Origin of the sequence: Paenibacillus nicotianae (genome assembly GCF_042681745.1) — a bacterium.
Classification (GTDB): domain Bacteria; phylum Bacillota; class Bacilli; order Paenibacillales; family Paenibacillaceae; genus Saccharibacillus; species Saccharibacillus nicotianae.
In genome coordinates this window covers 3,086,619-3,100,185 of sequence record NZ_JBHUGF010000010.1, presented here as the reverse complement: position 1 = coordinate 3,100,185, position 13,567 = coordinate 3,086,619, and the positions used below count along the sequence as shown (strand labels likewise).

11 protein-coding genes are annotated in these 13,567 nt (G+C 40.2%); 9 read left to right on the top strand and 2 right to left on the bottom strand.

Going from position 1 to position 13,567, the window contains the following annotated elements:
• Positions 1–114: 114 nt before the first annotated feature.
• Positions 115–1,728, top strand: coding sequence for a gamma-glutamyltransferase family protein (locus ACFSGI_RS17735; protein ID WP_204825505.1), 1,614 nt, complete (start codon positions 115–117; stop codon positions 1,726–1,728).
• A gap of 148 nt (positions 1,729–1,876) precedes the next feature.
• Here the strand turns inward: ACFSGI_RS17735 and ACFSGI_RS17730 are convergent, their stop codons facing one another.
• Positions 1,877–2,518 (bottom strand): TVP38/TMEM64 family protein, encoded by a 642-nt coding sequence (locus tag ACFSGI_RS17730; RefSeq protein ID WP_204825504.1) that lies wholly within the window; start codon positions 2,516–2,518, stop codon positions 1,877–1,879.
• Between the two features lie 106 nt (positions 2,519–2,624).
• The gene (locus ACFSGI_RS17725) at positions 2,625–3,239 is read right to left on the bottom strand and encodes a TVP38/TMEM64 family protein (protein WP_204825503.1); all 615 of its coding nucleotides are present in this window, start codon (positions 3,237–3,239) and stop codon (positions 2,625–2,627) included.
• A gap of 219 nt (positions 3,240–3,458) precedes the next feature.
• On the opposite strand from ACFSGI_RS17725, the gene ACFSGI_RS17720 reads away from it, so the two are divergent.
• The 8 genes from ACFSGI_RS17720 (at position 3,459) to ACFSGI_RS17685 (ending at position 13,567) form a co-directional block, all read left to right on the top strand.
• Positions 3,459–4,478: a potassium channel family protein gene (locus ACFSGI_RS17720; protein WP_204825502.1), complete on the top strand. Its 1,020-nt coding sequence runs from the start codon at positions 3,459–3,461 to the stop codon at positions 4,476–4,478.
• Between the two features lie 128 nt (positions 4,479–4,606).
• Positions 4,607–5,386, top strand: a complete 780-nt coding sequence (aroD, locus tag ACFSGI_RS17715) for a type I 3-dehydroquinate dehydratase (protein WP_204825501.1) — start codon at positions 4,607–4,609, stop codon at positions 5,384–5,386.
• 223 nt (positions 5,387–5,609) lie between these two features.
• Positions 5,610–6,365: an SMI1/KNR4 family protein gene (locus ACFSGI_RS17710; protein WP_204825500.1), complete on the top strand. Its 756-nt coding sequence runs from the start codon at positions 5,610–5,612 to the stop codon at positions 6,363–6,365.
• A 141-nt stretch (positions 6,366–6,506) separates the two neighbouring features.
• A complete protein-coding gene (locus ACFSGI_RS17705) occupies positions 6,507–7,961 on the top strand; it encodes an SWIM zinc finger family protein (protein WP_204825499.1) in 1,455 nt (484 codons plus the stop codon).
• 31 nt (positions 7,962–7,992) lie between these two features.
• On the top strand, positions 7,993–8,169 hold the full coding sequence (locus tag ACFSGI_RS17700; protein WP_204825498.1) for a hypothetical protein: 177 nt from the start codon (positions 7,993–7,995) through the stop codon (positions 8,167–8,169).
• A 33-nt stretch (positions 8,170–8,202) separates the two neighbouring features.
• Entirely contained in the window at positions 8,203–10,107 is a 1,905-nt protein-coding gene (locus ACFSGI_RS17695; protein WP_204825497.1) for a hypothetical protein, read from the top strand.
• Positions 10,107–11,207 carry an AAA family ATPase gene (locus ACFSGI_RS17690; protein ID WP_204825496.1) on the top strand — a complete coding sequence of 367 codons (1,101 nt, stop codon included), beginning with the start codon at positions 10,107–10,109 and terminating at the stop codon, positions 11,205–11,207. The genes ACFSGI_RS17695 and ACFSGI_RS17690 overlap by 1 nt, the downstream gene beginning before the upstream one ends.
• Positions 11,204–13,567, top strand: a complete 2,364-nt coding sequence (locus ACFSGI_RS17685; RefSeq protein WP_379283823.1) for a DUF5682 family protein — start codon at positions 11,204–11,206, stop codon at positions 13,565–13,567. The genes ACFSGI_RS17690 and ACFSGI_RS17685 overlap by 4 nt, the downstream gene beginning before the upstream one ends.

The window sequence follows — 13,567 nt, the reverse complement described above, 5'->3', positions numbered from 1 at the left end:
TTGTCAGTATAATCATTCTATCTACTTATTAAGTGATGATCTGATGTAATTATCACTCCAAATAGACTATAGTAATACATAACTATTTTGACTATTCATTCTATGGAGGTACTTATGATCCCTTTTGATCCGTTATCTCATCCTTATACTTCAGAACGACAACCTGTCTATGCAAATAATGGCATGGTCGCTACTTCGCAACCTTTAGCAGCGCAAGCAGGATTGGATATTTTGAAAAAAGGTGGCAATGCGATTGATGCGGCAATTGCGACAGCCGCTTGCTTGACTGTTGTGGAGCCGACGTCTAATGGCATTGGAGGGGATGCTTTTGCAATCATCTGGACACAAGGCAAGCTACATGGGCTAAATGCTAATGGGCCTGCACCGCAAAGTATCTCAATCGAAGCGGTTCAGCAAGCAGGGCATGACAAAATACCGACCCACGGCTGGATTCCAGTGACCGTACCAGGAGCACCGTCGGCATGGCAAGCACTCTCACAGAAATTTGGCAAATTACCATTAACTGAAGTGCTTCAACCGGCAATCGATTATGCGGAAAAAGGATTTCCGGTATCGCCAACGTTAGGATACTACTGGAATCTAGCTTATGAACGTTTCGCTAAAATATTAACGGCAGAGCAGTATCAACACTGGTTCAGTACATTTGCTCCAGAAGGAAGAGCACCACGCATTGGTGAAATATGGCGTTCGCCAGATCATGCGAAGACGTTACGTAGTATCGCAGAGACAGGAGCCGAATCGTTTTATCGAGGTGAATTAGCAGACCAGATCGATGCCTATTCGCGTCAGTATGGTGGATTTTTGCGTAAAGAAGACCTCTCGGCATATTATCCTGAATGGATTGATCCGATTGGAGTCCAGTATAAAGGGTATGAAGTCTGGGAGATTCCGCCATCCGGTCAAGGATTGATTGCATTGATCGCTCTTAATCTGCTCAAAGGATATGAATTGGCAGGTCGAGATACAGTAGATACCCATCATAAGCAGATGGAAGCGATGAAGTTAGCATTTAGCGATGGACTCAAATATATTACACAACATGATAAAATGACGACCAAATTAGAAGATTTGTTGTCTGATCATTATGCTGATGAGCGACGTGCGTTGATCGGTGAACAGGCGTTACAACCAGAAGCAGGAAAACCAACAACAAGCGGAACGGTATATCTAGCAACTGCCGATAACGAAGGCAATATGGTCTCCTATATTCAAAGTAACTATATGGGCTTTGGCTCAGGGATTGTGATTCCCGGTACAGGAATTGGACTGCAAAATCGGGGACATTCATTCTCACTTGACCCTACGCATGATAACCGCTTAGAGCCGGGGAAAAAGACGTATCATACGATTATTCCGGGCTTTTTGACTAAAGACGGTCAGCCACTTGGGCCTTTTGGTGTAATGGGTGGATTTATGCAACCTCAAGGTCATGTGCAAGTAGTGATGAATATGATCGATTTTCATCTTCATCCACAAGCGGCACTGGATGCACCACGCTGGCAATGGGTAGAAGGAAAAACGATAGAGATTGAACCGAATTTTCCTGAGCATCTCGCTCAAAGTCTGATCCGCAAAGGGCATCATATTGTACGTGCTAACAGTGTCGGTGGATTTGGGCGGGGACAGATTATTTTACGAGATCCTGATAGTGGAGTACTGATCGGTGGGACAGAGTGGCGTACCGATGGTACAATCGCGGCCTGGTAATATTATAGTCATCAAAAGCAACTATGTTATACACAAGTCTATATACACAAAAGCTCAATAATATCTAAAACCTATCTGTTATATCTATAAATATTAAAAAAGCGCGTGATCTCACCTAGTTGCTGTGGATTACGCGCTTTTTTCAATATTATTTACATACTTGAGGTTCAGGCTCCATATCTAGCGTTTCTACTTCTTCTCGTTTGCCGAACCAAGCTTCGACTTTGCGGATAAAAATAAATCCGATAATAACGAATAATGCTACAAATAGTAATTTCCACGGTTGTTGGAAATAGCTTGCCCAATCGGCTCCGATAAACGAAACGATAAAAATCATCATCGCTCTACCCAAGCCTGCGGCGATAACAAAAGAACGGAATTTGATTCCACTCAGTCCAGCAGCTACATGAAGCAACGTAAAAGGCCCAAATGGTAACAAACTAAACATAAAAATATACATAAATCCGTTATTTTTCATCCAGCGCATACTTTTTTGGACAGCTTTATTATGCGCAAAACGATCGATATATTTGTAATGAGAAAGTTTACGTACCAACCAGAACATAAGAATAGCACCACTCATTACACCAATCCATGAGTATAGTACACCAGACCATAATCCAAAAGCAGCCGCATTTAGTCCGATGACAACAATCGTAGGTAGCGGAGGGATAAAAGATAGTAGAAAAGCAAGCAATATACTAAGCCACGGACCGATAGCACGATATTGATCCATCAGATGATCGATATCACCTTCTTGGAGATAAGACATAAATTGTGCAATATCCATAGCCACGTTCCTTTCGTTCAAATCATTCTATATCTTTATTTACCCAATCATGTCGCTAAATTCTCTATTATTATGATGTTTATGTTACTTTTTACATTGAAAAACATTATTGTTGTTCTGCAAGCTGATCCCGGCGACTGAACCAAGCTTCAATACTACGACTACAGACAAAACAGATAATGACAAACAACAACACCAATAACAAGTTCCACGGATTCTCACGATAACGAGACAGGTCTGCACCGATAAATGATACTGCAAATACCATAATGCCTCTTCCAAAAATAATCGCTATTAAAAACGAACGAAATCGAATCCCGCTCAATCCAGCAGCAACATTTAATAACGTAAACGGGCCGACTGGAAAAAGACTTAATAAAAAAATATAGTTAAACCCATTATTTCGAATCCACCTTCTTGTAGTCACAACTTTGGGATTATGTACAAGCCGAGACAAATAGCGATGCTCTGATAACTTACGTACCAACCAGAACGCTGTTAGTGATCCTGCTGTGATGCCGATCCACGAATAGAGAAAACCGACCCATAACCCATACACAGCCGCATTCACACCTAAAATCACAATCGTAGGCAAAGGAGGGATAAAAGATTTGAGAAAAGGCAACAACATACTAGCAAGCGGCCCAAGCGCACGATACTCATTCATCCATTTCATCAGATTTTCTTCTGTTATATAAGACAACCACTGCGAAATATCCATAACCACTCTAAATCCTTTCTGTTAAGCGCTTGGCACCATAAGCGCGACCTAGTCCAATCAAACATGATTTTTGCGTAAGCAAAATATCTTTCTGTTCATTTTATTATAACGGAAAGATCAGCAAAAAAGGCAAATGACAAAGGGTTGTCGAATTATTTAACATTCAAGTTATTTTTAACCAGTAGACATAAATTGAGCAAAGGAGTACACCTGAGCATTATGCATATCATTCTTCGTCTTTCTCGCAAAATGGTAAGAATGCGCAAATCGGTATTAGCGGCTACAACATTATTATTTGTGTTATTGTCGGCTACGATCGCGTATATGATCGAGCCGGATACATTCACTCACTGGTTTAACGCGTTGTACTGGGTATTGACCACGATGGCGACTGTAGGTTACGGCGATTATTTTATGAAAAGTATAGCTGGCAAAATATTTACTGTATTTTTGTATATTTTCGGAATTGGTCTACTGAGCTTAATTATTAGTAAGATTGTAGATTCAATGGGAGAATATAACCGAAGAAGAGGAGCAGGTAAATTGAAATACGTAGGGCAAGATCATATTATGATTATTAATTGGAGCAAAAAAGCACATTATGCTATCGATGAACTATTTGCCAGTAATTCAGAAATAGATATAGTGATTATCGACCAATTGGAAAAGCATCCGTATGATCATCCACAAGTCCATTATGTCAATGGCGATCCAACCAAAGACGAGACATTAATACAAGCAGAGATCAGTACTGCACGCGCGGCGATTATTTTTGCAGATTCCCGAATAGATGATGCTTCTCTGGTTGATGGTAAATCTTTATTGGTCGCTTCCAGTATTGAACGATTAGCTTCCCATGTACATACTACTGTTGAAATTATGTTAGAAAATCATATCAAAAACTTTCACCATGTTCATGTAAATGAATTTGTGCTATCTCATGATGCGATTTCACGATTGGCTGTTCGCTCTGCACTCAATGAAGGCAACAACGATGTGCTGGCTCAATTGCTTAATCGTCAGTATGGAGAAGATATTTATCATATACCGACAGATACAAGCTGGCATACATATGGCGAAGCGTTTCAAGCATTATTATCTCAAGGAGCTACATTGATTAGTGATCGCAATGATATGACTATTAATCGCAAATTAATTGAACCCATTCCAGCAGAAGCCAAATTATTTGTGATTTGTGATCCTGATACACATACTCGTATAATCAATAAATTCTCATAAAATGCTTCTACATTATACTAGCCTGCGGTGTCAGCATACTGTAAATTGGGCTATACTATAGTAGATATTATGATGCGGTATCGCAAGACATCTTTATTTATTTTGTATTGCAAAGGAGTTCAAATCAAATGTCTAATGCCCATACATTCAAACCAGTACGAGTTAAACACCTTACAATCGGTGAAGGAAAACCTAAAATCTGTGTGTCTTTAACAGGAAATACTACTGAACAATTGGTAGAAGAAGCACATGCACTCAAATTAGCAGATATTGATATGGTCGAATGGCGTGTTGATTTTTTTGAGCAAGTACAACAACTGGATATGGTTACTCATACACTGGAACGTATCCGCGATATTCTTCCATCGACTCCGCTTATTTTTACATTTCGTAGTGCCAAAGAAGGCGGGCAATGTGAATTAAGCAGTAGTGATTATGTAGCATTGAACAAGACTGTTGCTAGTACAGGAGAAGTTGATCTTATAGATGTAGAGCTTTTTAATGAAGCAACTGATATTGAACAATTGATCACTACAGCTCATCAACATGATACGTTTGTGATTATTTCCAATCATGATTTTCACCAGACACCAGCCAAAGAAGAGATTATCGCTCGCTTATCACGCGCTCAACAATTAGGTGCAGATATCACCAAAATCGCTGTGATGCCTCAAAGTAGTAGCGATGTGATCACATTACTAGATGCGACCAATACGATGAAAGAACATCATGCTGATCGTCCGATGATTACGATGTCGATGGCAGGGCAAGGTATGATTAGTCGCTTAACAGGAGAATTATTCGGATCAGCCGTCACATTCGGTGCTATCCAAAAATCGTCCGCTCCCGGGCAAGTACCTGTGTCTGAATTGCGCAGTATTTTGAATGTGTTGCATGCTAATTTGTAAGTGAATATTGCGAAGTCTCTCTGAATGATTAGAGAGACTTTTTTGCTATATTTTAAAAAGAATATTGAAAAAAGATCATTCGCTATATCTATCCAATCTTTCTTCCCGTTGCGTGTTCAGAATGATTAGATATTCTTCGCTCCAAGTTAGCTGTCAATGTTTATTCCTATGGTATTTATCTGTACAATAAAATCAGAATAACTTCAGAAAGCAGGTGATTGGTATGTATGTGGTGAACGAACATATACAACCTGTCGATCGCGCAACATTACTTCGTTTTCAGCAAGATCATCATATAGCATTGCCAGAAGCCTATTGCGAATTTGTACAGCAATATGGAGTAGGCACATATTGTGGAGTGTTGAATATCGAGCATCCAGACGATCAGCAGTTAAAAGAATTTGTAGAATACGAATTTTGGGAACATGATGAATATAGCCCGATTACCAATGAACAGTTGGCGGAATGTGTAGTGATTGGAACAACGATTGATGGTGATTTTTTGGCACTTCATCCTCAAGTCAGTGACCTGTTGTGGTTACCAAGACATTCTACTGAGATCGAAGTGCGCAAGTATGATCCTTATGCTTCATGGGTCGAAATGATGGATCAATGGTTGACGATGACTTACGGTGATTCTTTTCAAATGATGAAGGAAAATCGTTATTATGAGTCATGGACTTCATCACAACAACATCGTTCACTGACATTTCATCCGTCTGAAGAAGGAAACAATTTACTTTCGATCAGTTCAAGTGCAGAGCAGTTAACACAGGTTGCTTATCAGATAAATATACAGATGCCAGCAGATTTGAAGATTGAATCTCCATATAGTTGTTTGTTATTCTGGCGTTCTATTCAAGGGTATGCTCGCTTTAATTATGCTTACGGTTATGAAGTAGCCCTTAGTTATGATGACACAGAGGAAGAAGCAAGTGAACGATTGCTAGATCTTCTGTTACAGCATCAGATTTATTGATTTTACGTTGTACAATTATTCCTCTTTAAAAATAAGAACAAATGTTCTATAATGAAGTATACAATTCTGCTAACAGGATATACTGAATATACTATAGAGACGTATATATCTTATGTTTTTTACTATTGAAGGAGGATTTATATGGCTATCGAACTGACAGAAGGATATGTAGACGGACTTGCACCTAATGCGGCAGCAATCAAAAATGCTAAAGGATTAATTCAAAAAAATAAATTAGTACAACTTCATCAAACAGAGGACGGTACGTTATTGTTTGGAGAGTGTGCAGGCAGTGGCAAAAGCAATTACGCGTGTTCTGTAGATTTTATACAGCCAGACAAAGAGCCAACATCCAGATGTAGTTGCCCGAGTCGCCAATTTCCATGCAAACATGCGTTAGCTCTAATGTACGCTTATGTGTCAGGGCAGACATTTACAACAGCTACCATCCCAGAAGATATCGCAGATAAACGCGCCAAAATCGAAAAACGGGAAGAAAAAGCTGCTGCTATAGAAAGCGATCCTACACAGAAAAAAGCACCGAAAAAGAAAACAGTCAACAAAAATGCGTTGAAAAAGAAAGTCCAAACTCAATTAGAGGGATTGGATATTTTGGAAAAGTTCACCCTGTCGTTGATCCGCAATGGTCTAAGTACAGTAGATGCTACTGTCGTCAAACGTATTCAGGAACATGTCAAACAAATGGGCAACTATTACCTCACCGGTGCGCAAATAGAATTGCGTCGTCTGGCAGGATTATTATCTCCGAAAAATAATCCTGAAGCGAACTATACATATGCAGTAGAGCAATTAACGCTAATTCATGCGTTGATTCGTAAAGGCAGGGCTTATTTACAGGCTAAGCTTGAAGATCCAGAGCTGGCTTTGGATGCGGAATCTACGATTGAAGAATGGTTAGGACACGCATGGCAATTAAGCGAATTGGAACAATATCAGCGGATGACAGAGAACGCAGAATTAATTCAATTAGCATTTACGAGCTATGATGATCCGGGAAGAATGGAATTTGTTGATCTGGGATATTGGTTGGAATTAGGCAGTCAACAGATTCGCCGAACGTTGCAATATCGCCCGTACAAAGCAGCCAAACATATTCGGGAAGAAGATACATTTACCGAAATTGCTTGTCCGAAGCCACTTTACGTGTATCCAGGTGATCTCAATCCGCGTGTACGTTGGGAAAGTCTAACGACTCGGGCAGTTACCGAGCAAGATGTGCAGTCTATTCATGCTCAAGCTTATACTTCTTTTGCAGAAGGAATTAAAGTGATCAAAAATCAACTGAAAAATCCGCTAGCTGATCCGTATCCAGCACTTTTGCTTCAAGTTAGTCAATTTTATCAAAGTGAAGATCAGCGAGTAGTGATTCAAGATGCTGAAGGGCAAACGATAGGACTTACCGATATTTCGCTACCAATTGGTACAAGCACAGGATTACTTCCTTATTTACCACAAGAAACGTTGCAAAATGTAACGGTGTTGTTGGTATTTGAACATCAGATGGATACAGGTCAATTAGTTGCTCAACCACTTTCGATTATTAATGGAAATGGAATTATGCGCTTGTTGTATTGATGTACCAGTAGATTGTTAGGAGGAGGTTATATTGAGTACATTGCTACTAGAAGAATGGTATCGAGAAGTCAAATATCTCTATATAGCAGGCAACACACTAGCAACTACTGGCAAAATGATCTCTAACTATGGCAAACAAGCAGTGAAGCAACTGGAATACATGATTCAACAACTGCAAAATTCATTATCCCATGTAGCAAAAGTATAGCAGTAACCTATAGATTGTTAGGAGGGTATATGTATGAGTACAGCTTTATTACAAGAATTGTATCAAGAAACGAGACGACTCTATATAGCAGGTAGTGAATTAGCTATAGAAGATATACGCTTACGCAAATTATTACCTCGATTTCAACAGTTAGGTGAGAAAGCTCCTATTTTTAAGCGTCTTGGAGATCAGATTGAAAGTATAATGGATCAGAATAATGAAGTGAGTAGTTCTGAACGTTTGCAGAATCTGACGTTGTTGCTATCGTCTGTGCTTCATACTCAAGGAAGTGTAGCAGTTGAAGGTGAGATAAAGCCTTTAGGAGTCGATCATCAACAAGATTATATTCTAACTTCATCTACATCCTATTCGTATCGCAAGTTAGCTCCGGTTATGCAAGCTTTGTCTACTACAGGTGGAGGACGGCTTGAAGTGATTGAGCATGCATTCAGAGAAGGTATTTTTCAAGATATCCGATTGATGCCACTGGCTATTGAAGGATTATACGATGCGTATTCAGAAATTGCAGAACTGATGACGCAAAAAATTGTACCTTCTTATGGATTAGCGATTCTTCCATATTTACGAGATATATTTAATCCTCAAGGAGATAAAAAAGAAGTACGTAAGCTGGTCGCTATTCAAAAAATTGCAGAAGAACATCAATTGGATCTACTGGATTGGTATAGCGAACTATCTCGATCTGCATCGGATGATATACGAGCAACAGCGATTCGCTTTTTATCAGGTCATGAACAGTATGTATCTGAATGTATCGTTTGGACGAAAGAGAAAAAGAAAAGTGTGCGTGAATCTGCTTATTATGCACTTGCCGGCAGTTCATCCAGCGAAGCAATAGCCTGTCTTTTGACAGCTTCGGCAGGTAAAGATTTGGAATACGTTGTAGATGCTGTTCGTTATCAAGAAGTATCAGTAGATTTGGAAGAGCAGTTAGCTGCTGCTTTTGCGAGAGATGTAGAGCAAGTCATACAATCGCAACATCAAGAATCTATAGATTACAAAGCGCTCGAAAAATTAGCAGAACGCTTATTATTATTCGGTAAAATGTGGACGCATAGCCAGAATGAAATAGTTCATCAAAGTTATCAGGATATGCTCAAACATTATACGTATCTGTATAACCTTAGTGCTTCTCGTCAGATTACAGATTGGCGTAATTTATTATGGGATGCCGCTCGTTATATTGAACATAAAGGAAGTCTCAAAGACTTGGAATTATTATATGAAGTGTCTGAAAAAGATGCCGATTTTGTTCCCTCTGCTTTCCGTTTATCGATACAGCTTTTGTCTCCTGAACAAGTTTACGATCAATATGTTGGTGGCATCGTGTCTCAAATGAAAGCCAAAATCAATAAAGAAGCAAAAAAACGGCTTGGTAAAGTAATTGCGACAATGCGACCGATGTTACTCGAAAATGGATATGAACATTTCTCATTTGGTCATCAAGAACAACATATTTATACACAAAAGATTTTGCCGTTAGCTGAAGTAGAGCAACAGTGGGATAGACGTTGGTTAGAATTTGCGATGAAACAAGATGATGTAGAACTGGTAGCAGGTTTGGCTCGTCCGGGTGTTAAAGGAGTAGAAGATTTTTTACGCAAAAAATTGCAGGACAATCCAGAGTTTCGCAATCGTACTGCTACATTGATTTTACGTGCTCTTGAAGAACGTCTCGGTATATCCAAAGAAGATAAACGTCAATTAATGTGGCAAGCTATAGATGATCGCCGCAATTCCAATTCATATATGTTTGAACCGTATATTGTTCATTCGTTGTTAGAATTTCCGGTTGAAGATATCGAACGATTAGAAGCGTTATTACCTGAAAATCGAGAAGCAACTATTCCCAAATTTAGAGGGTATGCAGCAGAACAATTGGAGTTTGTAGTCTACAAGTTGAAAGGGATGAAATAATGAGCACACCTGAATCTTTACAAGATACGATGAGACAGTCGGCAGAATTATTGTATGCACACGAGTTAGAAGCTTTGCGTCAACATGATACTGGCAAAGTTCCGGCAGGCTGGCAAATGTCACCGCAATCTGTACTGACATTTATTACAGGTGGAAAAGCAGGCAAAGTAACAATCACACCTAAATATATTGGTAATCGGCGCTTGGTCGAAATGGCGATTGCTACACTGGTAACTGATCGCGCGCTCTTATTAATCGGTGAACCAGGAACAGCCAAGTCCTGGTTATCTGAAAATTTGGCCGCAGCTATCTATGGTCATTCTAATCTGGTAGTACAGGGAACAGCCGGAACGAGTGAAGAACATGTACGTTATTCATGGAACTATGCGATGTTGCTTGCTAATGGCCCTACACCAGAAGCATTGGTGCAAAGTCCGATTATGCGTGCGATGGAACTTGGCGGTATCGCTCGGTTTGAAGAAATATCGCGTTGTGCGTCGGAAGTGCAAGATGCGTTGATTTCGATTTTGTCCGAAAAAACGATTTCTGTACCGGAATTAGGTAAAGAAATGAACGCTCGCAAAGGATTTTCGATTATCGCTACGGCTAATACACGAGATCGTGGAGTCAATGAAATGTCAGCGGCACTCAAGCGACGTTTTAATATTATTGTGTTGCCAGCTCCATCTAGTCTGGAGACCGAGATCGATATCGTACGTAAACGTGTAGGTGAAATCGCTTCTGCTTATGATCTTCAAGCCGCTGTACCGGCAGATGAAGCGTTGCTCAAAGTCGTGACGATATTCCGCGAATTACGTAGTGGAATGACATTGGATCGCAAAGATAAATTAAAATCGCCAGCAGGTGTTATTTCTACTGCAGAAGCGATCTCTTTATTAACAAATAGTATGGCGCTAGCGGCAAGCTTTGGTAGTGGAGAATTGACCGATGAAGATCTAGCCGCAGGATTGCAAGGTGCTATTGTTAAAGACGATGATAAAGATCGGATTGTCTGGAAAGAGTATCTGGATAATGTAATGAAAAAGCGGGGAGAGCAGTGGCGTGGTCTGTATCAAGCTTGTAAGGAGATGAACGAGTGAGTAGCCAGCTTGAGCTTGGTATTGGTGTGCATATTTTCGGAGTGCGTCACCTTTCCCCGGGCGGCTCCAAGCATCTATTGGATGATCTGAATCGGATTAAGCCCAAAATCGTTTTGATTGAAGGGCCTTCTGATGCAACATCAGAGATTCAACATATTACACAGCGCAAAACCAAGCCACCGATTGCGATTCTTGCTTTTACCGAAGAATTGCCTGTACGAACAGCGTTATGGCCGTTAGCTTCCTATTCTCCTGAATATCAGGCGATGAAATGGGCAGCAGACCACAAAGCACAATCGATATTTATCGATTTACCTTCGTCAGTGATGATTGCACTACAAGATATACGGCGACTTGAGCGACAGCAACAAGTAGAATCTCCACCTATACCTGATCCAGAACAGAATACTATTCCCCAAGCAGAAGTATTGCCTGAGTCAGTACACGAATCGTTATATAATCGGATAGCGCAATTAGCAGGCGAAGATGATTACGATATGTATTGGGAACGGAATTATGAACATAATCTAACTGAACATGCGTATCGGCAAACGATTTTACAGTTTTCAGAACAGATGCGCCAATTAACAGAAGCAGAAGAAAGAAATTCTTTTACCAATGAATATGCTTATAATGCTATTCGTGAATCGTATATGCGCAAACAGATCAAACAAACGCTGGATAGCGGGTATCAACCTCACGAAATTGTAGTTGTCTGTGGTGCCTATCATGCAGCCGCATTAAGTGATCTATCCGACACAATGACAGATCAAGAATTGCAAAGTCTTCCGGTATCTTCAACCAAGCTTACTTTGATGCCTTATTCTTATTATAAGTTGTCGTCTATGTCTGGATATGGGGCTGGAAACCATGCTCCTCATTATTATGAAATGATGTGGCAACAGATGAACCGAGGAGCATTGGATGAATTACCTCATCTGTATTTAGCGTCTGTTGCTCGCTTATTGCGTCAATCCGGTACTCATCGTTCGACTGCCGAAGTGATTGAAGCGGTACGAATGGCGCAATCTCTTTCTGCTCTGCATGGTGGTCATATTCCAGTTTTGCGTGATCTACAAGATGCAGCGCAGACATTACTCGGACATGGTGATTTAACAGTCATTGCTGAGTCGTTAGCACAGATCAATGTAGGGACAGCGATCGGACAATTAGCGGAAGGAGTCAGTCAGACTCCGATTCAAGATGATCTTAATCGTTTATTGCATCAATTGAAATTAACAAAATACAAAACGACTATAGCACAAGATCTGATGCTTGATTTGCGTGAAAATCGACGTGTTCAATCCAAAGAATCCGCTTTTCTTGATTTGCATCGTTCTTTTTTATTTCATCGCTTACGTTTGTTAAATATTCAGTTTGTCCATCAGCAACAGACCGGGCAAGATCAAGCCACATGGGCAGAACGTTGGATTATACAATGGTCACCTGAAGTAGAGATTCAAGTTGTAGAATCGACTCTGCTTGGAGAAACAGTAGAAATTGCAGCCGCTTATGTACTACAGCAAAAGTTAGATCGGTGTTCAACGATTGCCGAAGCATCCGACTTGATTTTAATCGCTTGTGAAAGTGGAATGGTATCACAGTTAGAAAATGGTCGTCAGACTTTACAACGGTTGGCTGTTGATAATCAAGATGTGATACAGATTACGTTAGCAGCGAGAAGCTTATCCAAAATTATTCAGTACGGTGATATTCGTCGTGTAGATACAACGCCTTTGATTCCGTTACTAGAACAGTTATTCACGCGTGCTTCTTTATTTCTAGTGAGTAGCTGTCAATGCAATGATGAAGTCGCTCATGAAATGATGAAATCAATCAGTGAACTGCATACGATTGGACTTGATCATATCGAGCAAGTGGATTACGAGTTGTGGTTACAACAACTAACCGAAGTAATGGAACGAGACGATCTAAATGCTAAACTATCTGGATTTGCTTGCTCATTGTTAATTGAGCGCAATCAGGTATCTGCTATCCAATTAGCTGCTGAAGTCTCCCGGCGATTATCGCCTGGTGTCCCTGCTGATCTGGGAGCAGGTTGGTTTGAAGGATTATCCAGTCGTAACCGTTATATGTTATTATCGCGTGCAAGCTTATGGGAGCAGTTACACCAATATATCGAATCGTTAGAAGAAGATGATTTTGTACGCGCACTGGTCTTTTTAAGACGCGCGTTTAGCACTTTTTCGCCATCAGAAAAAAATATGATTGCTGAATTATTAGGAGAATTATGGGGTGTGAATACGGAACAAGCTGCTGAAATCTTGACCGAAGAACTGAAGGAGGAAGAAGCCAAAATGATTGATGACCTGAATGATTTTGATTTCGAGGACTTTTGA